Annotated in this window: 17 protein-coding genes; 4 read left to right on the top strand and 13 right to left on the bottom strand. The window is 62.8% G+C overall.

What is annotated here, in order from left to right; genetic code table 11:
* The first annotated feature begins 20 nt into the window (after positions 1–20).
* Positions 21–449, top strand: coding sequence for a type II toxin-antitoxin system Rv0910 family toxin (locus FHU29_RS18580; protein ID WP_064441848.1), 429 nt, complete (start codon positions 21–23; stop codon positions 447–449).
* Here the strand turns inward: FHU29_RS18580 and FHU29_RS18575 are convergent.
* From FHU29_RS18575 to kstR, 12 genes are all read right to left on the bottom strand, one after another.
* Positions 446–928 (bottom strand): hypothetical protein, encoded by a 483-nt coding sequence (locus FHU29_RS18575; RefSeq protein WP_064441846.1) that lies wholly within the window; start codon positions 926–928, stop codon positions 446–448. The two genes, FHU29_RS18580 and FHU29_RS18575, sit on opposite strands and share 4 nt — an antisense overlap.
* Positions 925–1551, bottom strand: coding sequence for a flagellar basal body-associated FliL family protein (locus tag FHU29_RS18570; RefSeq protein ID WP_157095320.1), 627 nt, complete (start codon positions 1549–1551; stop codon positions 925–927). The genes FHU29_RS18575 and FHU29_RS18570 overlap by 4 nt, the downstream gene beginning before the upstream one ends.
* Positions 1548–2942: an MCE family protein gene (locus tag FHU29_RS18565; protein WP_064441845.1), complete on the bottom strand. Its 1395-nt coding sequence runs from the start codon at positions 2940–2942 to the stop codon at positions 1548–1550. The genes FHU29_RS18570 and FHU29_RS18565 overlap by 4 nt, the downstream gene beginning before the upstream one ends.
* Positions 2939–4033 (bottom strand): MCE family protein, encoded by a 1095-nt coding sequence (locus FHU29_RS18560; protein ID WP_064441843.1) that lies wholly within the window; start codon positions 4031–4033, stop codon positions 2939–2941. The genes FHU29_RS18565 and FHU29_RS18560 overlap by 4 nt, the downstream gene beginning before the upstream one ends.
* Positions 4033–5301, bottom strand: coding sequence for an MCE family protein (locus FHU29_RS18555; RefSeq protein WP_064441841.1), 1269 nt, complete (start codon positions 5299–5301; stop codon positions 4033–4035). The genes FHU29_RS18560 and FHU29_RS18555 overlap by 1 nt, the downstream gene beginning before the upstream one ends.
* Positions 5298–6362: an MCE family protein gene (locus tag FHU29_RS18550; protein WP_064441917.1), complete on the bottom strand. Its 1065-nt coding sequence runs from the start codon at positions 6360–6362 to the stop codon at positions 5298–5300. The genes FHU29_RS18555 and FHU29_RS18550 overlap by 4 nt, the downstream gene beginning before the upstream one ends.
* The gene (locus FHU29_RS18545; protein WP_064441839.1) at positions 6359–7384 is read right to left on the bottom strand and encodes an MCE family protein; all 1026 of its coding nucleotides are present in this window, start codon (positions 7382–7384) and stop codon (positions 6359–6361) included. Before FHU29_RS18545 ends, FHU29_RS18550 begins: the two co-directional genes overlap by 4 nt.
* Positions 7381–8223 (bottom strand): MCE family protein, encoded by an 843-nt coding sequence (locus tag FHU29_RS18540; protein ID WP_232323045.1) that lies wholly within the window; start codon positions 8221–8223, stop codon positions 7381–7383. Before FHU29_RS18540 ends, FHU29_RS18545 begins: the two co-directional genes overlap by 4 nt.
* Complete coding sequence (locus FHU29_RS23385; protein ID WP_232323044.1) at positions 8136–8549, bottom strand: MlaD family protein; 414 nt, start codon at positions 8547–8549, stop codon at positions 8136–8138. Before FHU29_RS23385 ends, FHU29_RS18540 begins: the two co-directional genes overlap by 88 nt.
* Positions 8550–8556: 7 nt before the next feature.
* The gene (locus FHU29_RS18535; RefSeq protein ID WP_064441834.1) at positions 8557–9429 is read right to left on the bottom strand and encodes an MlaE family ABC transporter permease; all 873 of its coding nucleotides are present in this window, start codon (positions 9427–9429) and stop codon (positions 8557–8559) included.
* Between the two features lie 2 nt (positions 9430–9431).
* The gene (locus FHU29_RS18530) at positions 9432–10196 is read right to left on the bottom strand and encodes an MlaE family ABC transporter permease (protein WP_064441832.1); all 765 of its coding nucleotides are present in this window, start codon (positions 10194–10196) and stop codon (positions 9432–9434) included.
* A 132-nt stretch (positions 10197–10328) separates the two neighbouring features.
* Positions 10329–10955, bottom strand: coding sequence for a cholesterol catabolism transcriptional regulator KstR (kstR, locus tag FHU29_RS18525; protein WP_083962468.1), 627 nt, complete (start codon positions 10953–10955; stop codon positions 10329–10331).
* Between the two features lie 159 nt (positions 10956–11114).
* Between kstR and FHU29_RS18520 the strand changes: the two genes are divergently transcribed.
* A complete protein-coding gene (locus FHU29_RS18520) occupies positions 11115–13265 on the top strand; it encodes an acyl-CoA dehydrogenase family protein (RefSeq protein WP_064441828.1) in 2151 nt (716 codons plus the stop codon).
* 35 nt (positions 13266–13300) lie between these two features.
* Positions 13301–14701 (top strand): WS/DGAT/MGAT family O-acyltransferase, encoded by a 1401-nt coding sequence (locus tag FHU29_RS18515; RefSeq protein WP_064441827.1) that lies wholly within the window; start codon positions 13301–13303, stop codon positions 14699–14701.
* 3 nt (positions 14702–14704) lie between these two features.
* Here FHU29_RS18515 and FHU29_RS18510 read toward each other — a convergent pair whose 3' ends face one another.
* Entirely contained in the window at positions 14705–15565 is an 861-nt protein-coding gene (locus FHU29_RS18510) for an alpha/beta fold hydrolase (RefSeq protein WP_064441825.1), read from the bottom strand.
* Between the two features lie 109 nt (positions 15566–15674).
* Between FHU29_RS18510 and FHU29_RS18505 the strand changes: the two genes are divergently transcribed.
* Positions 15675–16730: an acyl-CoA dehydrogenase family protein gene (locus tag FHU29_RS18505; RefSeq protein WP_064441823.1), complete on the top strand. Its 1056-nt coding sequence runs from the start codon at positions 15675–15677 to the stop codon at positions 16728–16730.
* Position 16731 lies beyond the last annotated feature (1 nt).

The raw sequence follows: 16731 nt of genomic DNA, 5'->3' as shown, positions 1-16731 counted from the left end.
ACTGAAAGGTTGTCCCCCTGATGGCAAGCACGACCGTCTCGCTCAAGACTCACTTCACACCCGGCGAGGCATGGGCGCGGGCCTCGGATCTCTCGCGCTTCGGCGAGTGGCTGACCTTACATGACGGCTGGCGTGGCGAACTGCCCGCTGAGATCGGCGAGGGCACCGCGGTGACATCCGTGGTGTCAGTCAAGGGGATGCGTAATCGCATCGACTGGAAAGTAACCGAGTATGCGGCACCGCGTCGTGTGGCTCTTAGTGGTGAGGGCGTCGGTGGCACGAAAGTGTCCCTGGCGCTGGAGATCGGTTCATCGGGGGACGGGTCAACAGTCGAACTGGACGTTGATTTCACCGGCCCGCTCGTTGCCGGACCGATCGGGTTCGGGGTATCTCGTGCGCTCAAAGGTGATATCAAGAAATCGCTCGAGCGGTTCGACAAACTGAGTTAGATCGGGGTTAGCCCCGCCATGAGCCACTGCTCCCCGGACTTCTCCATATGCGCTCGAACACGACTGCCGGTGAGTGCTGCCTGCGGGTTCTCGCTGCTGGTGGTGACCTGGTTGAGGAACAACAGCACTACAGCGGTGTCTTTTGTTGCGGAGACGATCGATGTCCCTGCCACCGTCACGTCAACGCTGAGTTCCTGCTCGAGTGCTCCGGGGATGATCGCTTCGCGTATCAGCGTCTCGTACTCGTCCCGGAAGCTGCCGGTGAGTCCTTCGGCCGCGGTGGGTAATTCAGTCTCGACGGTGTGGTGGTCGTAGCCGAGAATGGCAACGGCCTGTTCACTCGCCGCGCGGACCGCTTGCTCCCGCGCCTGCTCTGCAGTGTTGTCTTCCCACACGCGGTAACCGAGAAACGCCACGAGCGCAATCAGTGCGACGAGCACGCCCGCGACCACGGTGGTGAGGACCTGCGAGCGGCTCATGGGACGAACTCCACGTTCGATGTCTTCATCACACCGTCTTCCTCGACGATCGACACCCGCAGGCGGAAGTCACGCGGCTGGGGCTCGGTCTGCGCGACGTTGGTGACGTAGGTGCGGGCAGCGAGGAGAACTGTCCCGCCGCTGTCTGTTTCGCTTTCGAGCCCAGCTTCGATGATTTCGCCTTCGGTTGCGACATTCGCTTCGACGACCACGCTGACGAAGGGGTCGATGCGCCCGTCGAATTCGCGCTCGAACTCACCCGTGGCCGTGGCGAGGATTCGGTCAATGTCATCCCGCGCTGTCTCGGGGGTGATGCTCGTCAGGTTCAGCACCGTTTGCCGCGCGGCCTGCAAGTAGTCCTGACGCTGCGCATCGCGGGCATCCGCTGCCCGCAGTTGGAAGAACAAATACCCAGCTGCAGCGCCAAGACCGACGATGACGACCAGGGCCACCGCGAGCGTGATAGTTCTGGCTCTGGACTTGGGGGGTGCCTGCTGAACCTCCGCGCGCGCAGTCATCTCAGCTGCGGCATCAGCTGCAGCACCGGGTGGACCTGCCGGGCGCTGGGCGCGGCGCCGGGGCCTGCTGCGGGCCGTGTGCTCTTCGTTTTCGATCGTGTTCATAAACCCTGCTGATTGATCATCATGGTTTTCCAGTCGGTGCTGTCACCCGCGTCGAGTCCAGCTAGACCTGGCTGACTGTACGTTCGCCCATCCGGTCCCGTAAACAGACCGGTTGACGTGTCGTACGGCCGGGCGGTGGCACGCGGATCGTAGCTGCTTGGCGTCACCGTTCCCTGGGTGACTGGCGCGGGGTCCCCGATCGGTGGATTCGTGCCCAGCGGTGTGTACCCGGACCGGCACTGTTCAGGTGTCGCGGCGCGGCGTCCAGGCACTTCCATACAGGGCGTGTTGCGTGCACCGCGAACCGCTTCCGGGCCTTCCGGCGCGACCTGGCAAAACAGGCCCGGCGGCGTGTCCGGTGTGGTGAAGTCTGCGGGGGAGCGGCGTTCACTTGGTGGCAGGAAACCGGTCGTGCAAGCCGGTGGATCGTTCAGCTGCAGGTGGAAGTCCACGAGGGCGCCTTCGTCCCGCGGCCCGCCAGTGGCGGCCCGGTACAGCGCTGCGATCAGTGGCGGGAAAGTGACCAGTACCTGTTCGATTCCTGGATGATAAGTCACGCCAACCTCGCCGAAGCTGACCATGTTCGCCATCAGGATCGGAAGTGTCGGCCGAATGTCCTGAAAAAGCATGTTGGCTTCTTGGGCGGCGCCGGGTCCCTGCCGGATCACCGAGCGCAGTGCCGCGTCGCTTTCCCGGACTTGCTGGGTGAATGTTGACAGGTTGCGTGTCCAGGCCCGGATATCGTCAGCGCTCGCTACCTGCGTGTCGAGAAGCGGTCCAGCCTGGGCGAGCAGTTCTTGCGTCTCGAAAGTGTGCAGCTCTGCTTCTTCGAGGAGGAGATTAGCCGAATCGATCAGCCGCTGAATATCCGAATCAGCACCAGCGAACGCATCGAACGCTTCATCAACGACGAGTTGCAGATCGGCGCCGGTGATGTTGTCGACCATGCGGTCGAGCTGGTCGAGGAGCGGACCGACGTCCTGCGGCAGCTCCGTTTCCGAGGCGGGGATGACGGCGCCGTGCGCGAGACGTTCTCCGCCGGTGCTTTGCGGTATCAGGTCAACGTATTGCTCACCCACCGCGGACACGCTGCGGACTGTCGCTCTGAGGTCGGCGGGCACGCTGAAATTGCTACTGATCGAGAGCCGTGCGGCCACTCCCTCGGGGGTGAGTTCGACGCCGCGTACCTCCCCGATGGTGGTTCCGCGGTAAACGACGTTCGCGTGCCGGTACAGGCCGCCAGACCCCTCGAACTCCACGGTGACGTCGTAGCGGCCCACACCCGCGAGCGCGGGCAAACTGATGTACACCGCTGACACCGTGACGATACCGATCACTGACAGCATCGCGAGAATCGCGAGCTGCGCGCGGGCAAACGTGGTGAGCATCATCGCCCGCTCACCTGCCCTGACGCGCTACCGCGAGTCCCTTCGACTCCGCCGAGCGAACCGCCAAGCGGCCCACCGGTGAGGAAGTTGGAGTCCATTCGCGGACCGGTGAGGTCGAGCGTCATCATCAAGTTCGCGTAGTCACCTTTGACGGCGTTGCCGACGGTTTTCATGGGGAAAGGGAACGTGAACATCAGGCTGAGGACGTCGGTCAGACTGTTGCCGCTATCTGCGAGCGCCTCGAGGACAGGCACGACGCTCTCGAGGTTGGCCTGCAGGTCCTCTGCGGATTCTTCGGTGATCCGCGTGGCGGTGTCCCCGAGTTCGCTGAGCGAAATCAGCGCCTGGGTCAGGTTGGGGCGGTGTTCGATGAGCACATCGAGTGCAGGGGGAATTTCGTCTAGCGCGGCGTAGATGGTGTCCGTTTCGGCGGCCAGCGAGTGGCTGAGCCGGTCCAGGCCGGACATCGCGTCGATGATGTCGTGGCGCTGCTCGTCGAGACCTGCGGCGAGTACATCGAGGTGGCTGACGAGTTCCCGGGCTTCTGCTTCATTGCCCCCGAGCGCAAGGTTGAGTTCCCGCGTGATGTCCTGTAGCTGAGCGAGTCCACCACCATTGAGCACCACAGACAGCGCCGAGAGGGTCTGTTCCGTTGTCGCGTAGACGCCCGCACGTTCGAGCGGGATGAAGGAACCATCGCCGAGCCTGCCTTCGGGCAGTTCGTCCACCGGCTCAGCGAGTTCGAGGTGCGTGGACCCAAGGAGGCTGGTCTGGCCTATCTTTGCCGTCGCGTTGGCTGGGAGGACAACTCCGTCCTCGATGGAGACCGTGACGATGGCTTGCCAGTCCTGCACCTCGATGCCAGTGATGGAACCGACGGCAACGTCGTTCACCCGAACCGGTGAATTGCGGGTCAATGTGGTGACATTGGGCATTTCGATGCGAACGGAGTACGAATCACCTCCGGTGCCCGGGGCGCCCGGCAGTTCCAGCGAGTTGATGCCTTGCCACTCACACGCTGACACGGTCAAGGTGACGGCCAGCGCGGTCGGCAGGACGATGGCGCGAGCGAGGGCACTGCGGGTGATTCTCATCAGTTACCTCCCGGCATCAGCAGCGACGCGAGATCGCGGGGGACCTGATTCGGTGCCGGTGCTGGAGCCGCGGGCGGCTCAGCAGGGACCCGGCCAGCTAGTTCGGGCGTGCTGTACTGGATCTGCTCTGGGAACGCTTGCACTCCGGTGGCAGGGTTCAGCAGCAGCGGTGGGTAGTTGAGGGCGAGCGAGTTCAGGATCGGTGCGAGGTATTGCACACACAGGTTGGCGCTGTGATCGGATTGGTTGGCTTGAAGCCCTTCAACTGAACCGCACAGGAAATTGACGGGGTTCGCAAAGTTGTTCAGCGCGATCGCGCCTGTCAAGGTGCCCTGCGCGGGGTTGTAGATCTGATAGAAGTTCGTCAGCGATGTTGGGCCGCTGTGCAGTACCCGCTCGATTTCTGGACGTTTCGACTCCAGCACTTCGGTGGTGTGTGCGAGCTGGTCGACGCTTTCGGCGAGGGCGGCGCGGTTGTCTGACACGAAACCGTGCACATCACCGATCGCGATGTCGAGATCGTCGAGAGCGCCACCGAGCGCATCGGAACTGCTGGCGAGAACGTCTGACACCGACGCGAGCCGTCCCCCGAATTGAACGATCTGGTCATTCGCACCCGACAGCGCCGCGACAAATCGATGGAGGTTGCGAACGCTGGCGAACAGGTCGTGCCGTCCGTCAGCGAGTGTCGCCATGCTCTGCGAGAGTTCGGACAGCGCACGGTTCAGTTCAGCGCCGTTGCCGTCGAGGTTTTCTGCTGCCGTGCTGATGACGCGGCTGAATGAGCCATCGGTGTCGTCATCCACCGGACCGAGTGCACCTGCGAGGCTGCTGAGTTCCGTCTTGATGTCATCCCATTCGACGGGCACCGTCGTCCGCTCAAGCGGAATCTCCGCGCCGTCCTCCAATGGCGTTCCACCGGTATAGACGGGGCCAAGCTGGATGAACCGTCCCGATACCAGCGATTGCGCGATGATTGCGGCGTACGCATCCGCAGGAACCATGACCTCCGGATCGATCGACATGGTGACGCGCGTCGCGCCATCGTGCGGCTCGATCTCGTCGACTTTCCCTACTGTCACGCCGAGCACGCGCACGTCGTCACCGACATAAAGTCCGGTAGTTGACGGGAAAAGCGCAGCGATTTCGGTTCGATCACCGCGCGAGAGCTGCACGGCGATTGCGGCGATGAGGACCACGCACACGGCGATGCCCGCAACGATTGCTCGTTTCCTGCTGAAGTGCGACGCGAACGGGATTGCCCTCATCGTTCACCGTCCCGGATTTCGATCGATGGCGGAGGTTCGAGCAGGTAGTGGCGCAGATCGTTGGGGACGTTCTCCGGCCACACCAGTGCATCCACGAGACCCTGCAGCAGTTTCCCTGACCCGAAGTTAGAGACGTAAGCCTGGAAGTACGGGCCACTTCCGACCTGCTCACCGAGGGCGAGCGAGTAGGGGGCGAGCCCGTCAATCGACCGCTTGAGGTTGTCGTCGTTTTCCCGCAACAGCGTGAGCACCGAATTGAGCCGCTCAAGCGTGGGGCCCATTTGCTGTTCGTTGTCGCGCACGAGTCCGCTGAGCTGCTGGGCGAGCGCGGAAGTGTTGGTGATCAGTTCGCTGATCGCGGACCGCCGCAGATCGAGTTCGTAGAGCAACTGATTGCCGTCCACGAGCAAGCTGTTGATCTGGTCGGCCCGTTCGTCGAGCACCCCGGTGACGGTGCTGGCGGAAGCCAGCAGGGCCAAGAGTTCCTCGTTGCGGGCCTCGATGCTCTCGGAGAGACGGCTGACACCGTCGAGAGCGGCACGTACATGCGGTGGAGTGTCAGTCAGCGAGTCGGCCATAGCATCGAAAGTTGTTGCCAGCTGGTCAGTGTCGAGATCATGAACTGTGGTGCTCAGATCGCCGAGTGCGTCGTTCAGCGAATAGGGGGACGTGGTCCGGTCGAGGGGGATAGTGTCCTCAGCGCTGAGAGTTCCGCGACCTTCAGGAAGGACGTGCAGCGACTTTCGGCCGAGGATGGTGTTGGTTTTGATCGCTGCGGAGGTGCGATCGCCGAATTGCAGCGATCGATTCGCAGTGAACGAAACAAGAACTTTGTCGAAGTCGAGTTCCACGGTGTCGACCTCGCCGACTTTGACACCGGCCACCTCGACGGGATCGCCTGGCAGCAAACCCCCCGCGTCGGCGAAGTTGGCGGTGTAGTGGGCCTCCGACCGGAACAGCGGAATGTTGTCGAATTGCAGTGCGGCGACAACGATCACGATCGTGACGACGATCCCGATGATGCCCTTGATTTCCGGCCGCATTGGCTTGCGAACACTCATGACGGCGCGCACCTCCCTGTCACCTGAGCGCCAGGAAGCTGGACCATGATTTCGGTGCCTTCCGGACCGGTGAACTTCGCCTGCACCGAGCACACATACAGCTGCAGGAATGAGCCGTACGAGCCGATTCGGGTGAGCATGCGATACGTCTCTGGCAGGTTGTCGAGGACCCACTGGATCTCGTCCCGGCCTGCGTCGAGTTGGGTTGCGGTCCGGTTGGTTTCCGCGAGTACCTCCTGGATTGGCGGGCGGTTGTACTCGAAGAGCTCCGCGAGATTCCCGGTTGCTTGCGCGAGCCGGGGCACGGCACCCGCGATCGGATCACGGTCTTCGGAAAGGTCAGAGACAAGTCGTTGCAGCTGACCGATCGTGTCGGAGAACTGGTCGTCACGCTGCTCAAGCATTTCGAGTGTGGCGGTCAGGTTGCTGATTACGCTGCCGATGAGCTCATCCTGGTCAGCGAGGGTCTGGGTGAAGGAACCTGACCTGCCCAGCAGTGATACGAGCGTGTCGCCTTGGCCCTGGAAGACGTTGAGCAATGCATACGACAGTTCGTTGACTTCGTCGGGATCGAGGGCGCGCAGCAGCGGCCGGAACCCGCCGAGCAGCGTGTCGAGGTCCAGCGCTGGCGATGTCTGCGACACGGGTATTGCGTCCCCAGGCGCCAGCGTATCCGTGGGGCCGGGCCCCTCGAGTAGTTCCAGATATCGGTCGCCGACGAGGTTCTCGTACCGGACGGTGGCGTTCGTGCTGGTGAGAATTGAATAGCGCGATTCGACGCGAAAGTCGATGTGTGCGAGATTGTCGTCTTCGACGCGGACATCGCGAACTGTTCCAACTTGAACGCCGGCGATGCGCACTTTGTCACCGGGGCGCAGCCCAGACACACTGGTGAACGTCGCTGAGTACGGTTCGGTGGCTGAGAAGCGCACCTCGCTGAACACGATTGCCAGTCCAGCGAAAACCAGCCCCATAGCTAGGCTGAAGATCAGCATCTTGATGCCCGCGCCGCGTGAGGTCATTCGCCGACCCCCGGGATGCCAGCGAACATGATCTGATACACGCGGGGAGCGTCAGTAATGAGGCGTGTACTGGGCAGATACGGGGTATTCGCGGTGTCCGTGACGAGATAGTTCGGTATCGCTCCTGGTACCGGGTTCGGGAGGCCGAAACAGTTGGGCCCGCCGCCAGCGTTGACCTTAGGAAGGTCATTCGGATAGGTGTACGGCTCAGCCCCGTACATGAACCCGGAGTTCAGGGCGATGCCCTCCTGCATTCCACCGAAGATGTCTTCTGCGATCGGGCGTGCATTATCGAGACCTTCGATGATGCAGTTGAGTGCAGGCGAGTACCTGTCGAGCAGTCGTGTCGTGGGCCGTAGCAGACTGAGCGCTGTGGTGATGTCGTCCTCCGAGTTTGAGACGACGCTGTTGGCGGTGTCGGCGAGACCAATGATGTCGAGGAGCAGCGCATCGAGGCTTGGTTCCTCCTCGACGATTGTTCCGCTGATGCCGGTCGTATTTCGGACGACGTTGAGGAAATTGTCGACCTCAGCGGCATAGAGTTCGGTGACTTCGGCGCTCGCTGCGGTGGTGTTGTGCAGGTCCGGCAAACTCGGGTTGATGTCTCCGAGGTATGCGTGCGAGCGGGTGATGAGGTCCCCGATTTCCTGTCCTCGTCCTTGCAGCGCGGTGGAAATCGCGCCCAACGTGGAGTTCAGCTTCTCGGGCTCGATGCGCTGGAGCAACTCGGTGAGGTTTTGGAAGACCGTGTTCAGTTCGACTGTGACGGCGTCGGCATTGATCGTGGCACCCGCCGGGAGGGGCGTGGGGTCTGGGTTTTCGGGATCGATGAAATGCACGTACTTCGCTCCGAAGATGGTTGTCGCGCTGATCTCAACCCGCACGTTCTGGGGAGCTTTTCCAGCTGTGCGGGATAAATGTCGAGTTCCAGCTGGGCACCACCAGGCACTTCAGAGACGGCGCGCACCAGGCCGATGTCGACCCCACGGAGCTTCACCTTGGCGTCGGGCGCCATCACCAGCCCGGACCGCGACGAGAAGACCGTCACCGGTTCGGTTGCGGTGAACCGCCCCGTAAACATCGCGTACGTCAGGATCGCGATCGCAGCGAGGAGGCCTACGAGTCCGAGCGCGGCGAACTTCTTCTGCTTACTTGATTCCCCCACTGTGCACCTAGCCCGTCAGGTCCAGGCTGGGCGATGAACCGTACACCGCGAGCGAGATGATCAGCGTGACTGTCACGACAGCGACGAGGGAAGCGCGCGTTGCTTTGCCGACCGCAACGCCGACACCCACCGGGCCGCCCGACGCGTAGTACCCGTAGTACGAATGGATCAGCATCACCACAATTGCCATGACCAGGACCTGCCCGAAGGACCACAAAAGGTCGACAGGCCTCAGGAAGGTGGAGAAGTAGTGGTCGTACAGGCCAGGTGACTGGCCGTAGATGTGCACTGTCACAAAGCGGCCACCGAAGAACGACGCCATGATGGCGAGCGAATACAGCGGGAGGATCACGATCATTCCGGCTATAACACGGGTGCTCACCAGGTAGGGGAGAGAGGGCACGGCCATTGTCTCGAGGGCGTCGATCTCCTCGGAGACGCGCATCGCGCCGAGTTCCGCGGTGCATCCCGCGCCGATCGTCGCGGCCAGGCCAACGCCCGCGATCACGGGACCAGCGATTCGGACATTGATGAACGCCGAGAAGAAACCCGTCAGCGCTTCGATCCCGATGTTGCCGAGCGAGCTGAAGCCCTGCACCGCGATGGTGCCGCCCGCGAACATCGTGAGAAAACCCATGATCACGACGGTGCCGCCGATGATCGCGAGGGCCCCGGTGCCCATACCGACTTCGGCGATCAGGCGGACAGTTTCGCGCCGTGCATGCATGACAGCACGCGGTCCATACACGAGTGCCTTGAAGTAGAAGATCGCGTGATCGCCGATGGCGTCGACCGCGCCGGAAACGCGCTTCCCGCGACGGGCTGTTTTAGGAAAGCGCGCGGCGAAGACGGCTGCCTCGGTTTCTCTCGATGCTGCCATTCCTACACCGCCGTGATCTTGATGCCGAGCGCGGTGATGACCACGTTGACGACGAAGAGCGCCATGAACGCGAAGACCACCGTCTGATTAACTGCAGCGCCTACGCTCTTCGGCCCGCCGCTGACGTTCAGGCCGAGGAAGCAGGCGACAAGGCCCGCGATCATGCCGAACATCGCGGCTTTAAGCTCGGAGATCATGAGCTCGGAGAAGCCGGTGAGCAGCGTGAGACCGTCGATGAAGGCGCCCGGGTTGACGTCCTGCAGATACACCGAGAAGACGTAGCTGCCGAGGATGCCGATGGTGCACACGAGTCCGTTGAGCATCAGTGCCACGAGCGTCGAGGCGAGGACGCGAGGAACAACGAGGCGCTGGATCGGGCTGATTCCGAGCACGCGCATCGCGTCGATTTCTTCACGGATCGTTCGTGCTCCCATGTCCGCGCAGATAGCGGTAGCACCTGCGCCGCTGACGATGAGGACAGTCACGATCGGGCCGACCTGGGTGACCGCACCGAAAGCCGCACCGGCACCGCTGAGGTCAGCGGCACCGATTTCGTGGAGCAGGATGTTAAGTGTGAAAGTGACGAGCACCGTGAAAGGCACCGCCATCAGCAGGGTGGGGACGAGCGAGACCCGCGCAATGAACCAGGCTTGGTCGACGAACTCGCGAGCCTGAAAAGGCGGTCGAAGGAGCGCGCGTGCTGTCTGGGCGACGAAACCGAAGAAGTCACCGACAGCTCTGAGCGGTACACCCGCGGCTGTACTCATCGCCCTCGCTCCCGTGCGTGCTGTGATGCAGGCAATACTATGTAGAACACGTTCTTGTGTCAAAGAAATGGGCGGGAGTCGCGAGATTCGCTCCGAATCTTGTGGGAAGCGGAGCGTAAAGAAGAACCGGATCTATTCTTTGTCGAGAAGCAGGCGAACGGCTAGTTCGATGCGGTGATGCACGTCTGCCGAGGAGACGCGATGTGTGACCCATGCGATCAGATTAGCCATCCAGGTATCGGCGATGAGGTGAAATATCGCTCGATCATGTTCTGTGGGGTTATCGATCCCCGCGGCGCGCGCAAACATGTCCTCCATCAGCTGGCCGACCTGCTCGACCTCGAGCGCGACAGTTGTGTCGGCGAACATGAACGCGCGGACCATAGCTTCCGTCAGATTCGGGTTGCGCTGCATCGCGGTCGTGTTCCGTTCGAACACGTAGAGAAGACGGTCGGCGGCGGTTTCTCCAGGGATCTTGCTGCGGTCGAGTTTCTCGCCTGCCAGCTGGAATTCCTGAGCGAGCGCCGCAACGAGCAGGTGGATCTTCGAGGGGAAATAGCGGTAAAGCGTCCCCAGTGCCACGCCTGCGTTCTCGGCAACCGCGCGCATCTGCACGGCCTCGAATCCGCCCTTGGCGGCTAGTGCGAGGGTGGCGTCGAGGATGCGCTTGCGCCGCTCGCGCTGGGCGGCGGACCCGGTTCCGTTGGCTGACTCGGCTGCCCCGGGTGCGGTCGTCTTGTTTCGCGTGCGTGGTGGCATCCGGCGCTCCTGTTTAGCGGCGTCGATAAAGAACATGTTCAGAACTATTGATCAAGATTACCGCAGCTGCGGTGCGGTTGCCTTTGCCTACGGGCCCCTAGCCATTATATAGAACACGTTCTACTATAAAACAGCGCGGAACCATGACAAGGAGGACGTGTGCCAATTGCGACGACTGACACCCAGCGGGCGCTGACGGAAGCGGTGCGGACCTGGGCGGCGCGAGCCCAGCCTATCGAGGCCGCCCGGGCCGGCGATTACCAGTCCGGATGGTCCGCGCTCGCGTCGCTCGGGCTGTTCGGCGTGGCCGTCCCCGAGGAACTCGGTGGCGCCGGCGGGACCATCACCGACGCCGCTGCGGGACTCGAAGCTGCCGCGACGGCGCTTGCACCGGGACCTGTCTTAACGACGCTCCTCGCGGCGACGCTCTTGGGCCGCGCTCCGGATGCCCCAGCTGCCAAGGAGACGGTGCCCGAACTCGTCGAGGGGACCGCGACCGCGGCAGTAGCAATTGGCCCGCATGGGGTTCTACGCGCGGACAGCAATGGGGGCACGGAACTCGTGCTGAGCGGGAGGCTCGAGTTCGTTCCCGGCGCCACATCGGAGTCCTACATACTGGCACCTGCAGACACCATTGACGGGGAAGTGTGGGTTCTCATTCCGCCGGGCACGGCCGGTGCGCACGTCACTCAGCTGCAGGTGCTCGACTTGTCGACTGTGGTCGGAAACGTCGACATCGATGGCGCCGTCCTAGCCCCCGGTGCCGTCATTCCGGAACTTACGACGGGGCGGGTTCGCGATGTCGCCGCGATGTTCGCGGCAGCGGAGGCCGCCGGTGTAGCGGCGTGGTGCCTAGCGACCGCAACTGAGTATGCGCGCACGCGCGAACAGTTCGGCGCGAAGATCGGCTCCTTCCAGGCCATCAAGCATCTCTGTGCGGCATCGCTGTGCCGGACAGAGAAGGCAACAGCCCTAGCGTGGGATGCGTCGCGCGCCGCCGACCAGAGCGGGGACCAGTTCACCTTCAGCGCCGCAGTTGCCGCGGCCGGTGCCCTGGATGCTGCGGTGGACACCGCGAAGGACTGTATCCAGGTACTCGGCGGCATCGGCTTCACGTGGGAACACGACGCCCACCTGTATCTTCGGCGTGCCGTGGCGCTGCGGCAATTACTCGGCGGCAGTGCGTTCTGGCTGCGGCGCGTGTCAAAGCTTGCGCGCGATGGCATGCGACGGCGCATCGACGTTGATCTCAGCACTGTCGAGGTCGATGCGGTGGGGATCCGCACCGACATCGCGGCTATCGCGGCCAGTCCAGCTGGGGAGCAGCGTCGGCGTTTGGTCGAAGCTGGATACTTCACGCCGCACTGGCCGAAACCGTTCGGGTTGGGTGCCACGCCTGTTCAGCAAATTGTGATCGAAAGGGAACTCGATGCTGCGGGAATAACTCGCCCCAGTCTGGTGATCGGCGGGTGGGCGGCGGCAACGATCATGGAGCACGGCACCCCTCAACAGCACGAGAGATTCCTCTGGCCCACCCTCCTCGGTGAGGTGACGTGGTGCCAGTTGTTCAGCGAGCCTGAGGCAGGATCAGATCTGGCATCGTTGCGGACGCGGGCCGTACGGGCTGACGGTGGCTGGCGGCTGACGGGCTCGAAGATCTGGACGTCTCTGGCGCACGAAGCGGACTGGGCAATCTGTCTCGCCCGCACAGATCCGGACGCTGCCAAACACAAAGGCATTACGTATTTCCTGGTCGACATGGAGAGCGCCGGGATTGAGATTCGTCCGTTGCGAGAGATTACCGGCGAAGAGCGCTTCAACCAGGTTTTCCTCGACAACGTGTTCGTGCCCGACGAATGCGTCGTTGGGGGAGAAGGAGCGGGCTGGAAGCTGGCGCGGACAACGCTCGCGAACGAGCGAGTCGCGATGAGCGGCAGCGCCACGCTGGGTGAGAGTCTTGAGCGGCTCCTCGGACTCGCGGATTCCAGCAGTGATGCCGCCGTGGGAGCGCTGGTGGTCGACAGTGTCGCGTGCGCCGTGCTTGATCTGCGAGCGGTCGTCAGCCAGCTTGACGGCAGAGGGCCTGGAGCGGAGTCGAGCGTGCGCAAACTCATCGGAGTGGCACATCGGCAGGACGTCGCTGAGACAGCACTCGAGATGCTGGGTGTGCAGGGCGCGGTCGCGGAATCCGAAATTGCGCGCAGCATCCAGCACGAGTTTTTGCTGACCCGATGTCTGAGCATCGCCGGTGGCACCACGGAGATACTCCGCAACGTCGCAGCCGAGCGAATTCTCGGCCTCCCCAGATAGATTGACTAGCACGCCACCTCGCGGAAGGTACGTCCATGCAGCGCCTCACCGGGCTCGACGCCAGCTTCTTGTATTTCGAGACTTCTTCACAGCTACTGCATGTGTGTGCGCTGGTGACCCTTGACCCGGAGACAATCCCCGGCGGGTACACCTTCGCGAAGCTGAAATCGACCCTGGAGGAGCGCACACGGCACATCCCGGTTTTTCGCCGGAAGCTGTACAACCCTCGCTTCAACATGCACCATCCGGTGTGGATTGAGGACGACGAATTCGACATTGAGCACCACGTTCATCGCATTGCTGTGCCCGCGCCGGGCGGTCGTGAGGAAATCGCCGAACTCTGCGCCCATGTCGCGGGTCAGCCGATGTCACGCCGGAGGCCGCTGTGGGAGTTTTACGTCGTCGAAGGGAGTGCCGACGGGAGCCTCCTCCTGATCGGGAAGATGCATCACGCAGGGATTGACGGGGTCAGCGGAGCGACGCTGATGGCCTACCTGTCCGGTCTGGAACCGGATTCACCGCTGCCCGAACTGCCGAAGGAACAGCGCGAGAATCCAGGACCACCGGGGCCGGTGGAACTCCTCGCGCACGGGGTGCTTGGTATCGCAAGCAGGCCCGTGAGTGTTGCGCGCCTAGTAGCGGAGGCCGCGCGGCCGATCCCCAAGTTCGTGATGAAGGCGGTGCGGAACGAGGGGATGCGAATTCCCTTCACCGCACCACGCACCTCATTCAACGCCACGATCACTGGGCGGCGCAGCGTCTCCTACTGCGCAGTGGATCTCGACGACATCAAGGCAGTACGGACTGCTTTCGGGCTGACAGTCAACGATGTGATCCTCGCGATTTGTGCCGGTGCGCTGCGTAAGTACCTCGCCGAGCGTGGCGAACTTCCCGACATCCCGCTGCTTGCCACGATCCCCGTCTCAGTGCGGGGACGGTCGCAACGTCAGGATGAAGGCGCCAACAAGGTTTCCTCGATCTTTTCGTCCTTGCCCACGCACATCGAGGATCCGGCCGAGCGGCTCCGTTTTCTCGGAGAAGCGAACCGGCAAGCGAAGGAGCACCACGCTATGGTTCCCGCGGACCTGCTCCAGGATGTTGCGCAGTTCGCGTCGTTCGGCACGCTAGGTCTTGCGGTGCGTGCCTACTCGTCGCTCCGCCTTGCCGAACGGCATCCGGTGGTGCACAACCTGGTTATGTCGAACGTCCCTGGTCCGCCAATGCCGCTGTATCTCCTGGGGGCCCGAATCACCGGCATGTATCCGTTCGGCCCAGTTTTCCATGGCGCGGGACTGAACATCACAGTGATCTCACGCGAGGGCAAGGTCGACTTCGGGGTGATCGCGGCGGCGAATCTTGCGCCCGACGTGTGGCCGCTGGCCGATGCCGTACCGGAGGCGCTCGCTGAACTCAAACGATGTGCTGAGGAGCAATAACCGTTAGCTGTGTACCCAATCGCAGGCAGCGGTAAGCGCGGGGACGAACTGTTCGGGCGAGAAGACGCATCCCGCGTGTCCGGCGTCAACATCGAACCGCGCGGCGCCAGGAATAGATCTCGCGACGGCTCGCTGGTCCCGTGGCGGTATTGCACGGTCGCGGCGCATCACGACCACCGCCGTGCGGGTGCGCAATTCATGCAGCCAGGAGGCTGAATTGAAGTTGGCGATCGCGTTGATCGCCGCGATGTTGGCCGAGAAAGTGGTTCGCCGGAACTCGCTGTAAAGCCAGCGGTGGCCCCCGTCGCTGAGGCGGGGCCGTTCGCGCCGGTGCGGACGCGGACGCATCCGAGCGGTCACCCTCATGTACGCGTCGAATGCAATGTGGTCTCTTCGGCGTACGTTTCTCGTCGTCGCGCACAGGACGAGGCCGGTGAGGCGATCCGGGTGTCGTTTTGCGACGAGTTGACCGACCATGGAGCCCATCGAGTACCCGGCCACGGTGAAGTGTTCGAAGCCGAGTTCGGTTCCGAGTGCGGCAACATCGTCAGCGCAGTCTTCAAGGGAGAACGTGTTGGACTTGATGCCCGCGCCGTGCCACCGCTGATCCAGGCCGATCACCCTGTACTTGCGTGACAGTTGCGGCAGCGATGGGTACCACGTCAATAGGCTTGTGCAGGAGAGTGCGTGGAGGAGAATGATCGGCTCGGCGTCGCGCGGACCAATGTCGAAGATCGCTGTTTGCCCACGTCCAGGCAGGGTGATTGGCTCTGGAGCAGGGATATCGACTGTGGGGGCTACGGCGATCCGCCGCTCGATGAGGCGCCACCCTGCGCCGCTGAGCGGCGTCCTGTACTGGCTCATGCGACGTGCCCTCCTCGGGGTTGCTCATTTTCCAACAGGTTGATTCAAACAATACTAGAACGTGTTACACTTTTGCAGTAGCCGAACCGGTGTGAAACGGAGCTGGTACGTGGACTTTCATCTCGATGACATCCAGCGGGACATCCTCGGGCTGACCGAGGCAGTGCTGCAGAAGGCTCACGGGGAAGGCATTGCCCCTGCAGAAGCCGGAGATTTCGACGATGCACTCTGGGCATCGCTCGCCAAATCGGGGCTCCTCTCGCTCGCGATGCCGACGGACCTCGGAGGTGATGGTCTGGGCATCGCTGAAGTCGGTGTCGTCCTCTCCGCAGTGGGCAAGTCCGGCGCGCGCGTTCCCGCTCTCCCGACCCTCGCAATGGGGGTACTGCCGCTATGCGCTTTCGGGACCCGCGAACAGAAGGCGGAGATATTGCCTGACGTGGCGGCCGGCAACGCCGTTCTCACCGCGGAATTGCCCGGAGCGTTCAGCGTGCACGCGACGCGCGGCGGCCAATGGTTCTTGAATGGACGCACCGCTGCTGTCTTGTATGCGCAGCAGGCGCGGCGTGTTCTCGTGCCAGCCCAAGTCGGTGAACGGTCCGGTGTTTTCCTCGTGGACCCGCACGCCACGGGAGTTTCGTTGCACCGGGTGCCCTCGTCGTCAGGTGCCCCGGAGTACATCATGCGGTTCGTGAACGTGACCGCCGAGGTACTCGGTGCAGATGCGTCGACTGACGCCGTCGAATGGCTTCGCGTCGCCGGGACCCTCGGTGCTGTGGCTGTCGGCTGTGGCGCACTAACGGGGGCCCTGGAGCTCACCACCCACCACATCGGCACGCGAACGCAATTCGGTAAGCCGCTCGCGACATTTCAGGCTGTCGCACAGCAGATCGCCGATGTCTACATTGCGGCGCGCACTGCGGATCTGGCGCTGAAAGCAGCAACCTGGCGCCTTGCATCTGGGCTTGATGCCGACGACGATCTCACGATCGCCGCCTACTGGCTCATCGCCGAAGGTCTGCCTGCGCTGCGTACCTGTCACCACCTGCACGGCGGCGTTGGCGTCGACATGTCATACCCACTGCACCGGCACTATTCCGTCCTCAAAGACGTCGCCCGGCTGCTCGGCGGCGCCGAGCAGCAGCGTGAAAGATTGGGGGTCTAGC

The organism is Hoyosella altamirensis (genome assembly GCF_014191505.1).
Classification (GTDB): Bacteria; Actinomycetota; Actinomycetes; order Mycobacteriales; family Mycobacteriaceae; genus Hoyosella; species Hoyosella altamirensis.
The sequence above is the reverse complement of the archived record's forward strand: the minus strand, read 5'-3'. Positions and strand labels throughout refer to the sequence as shown.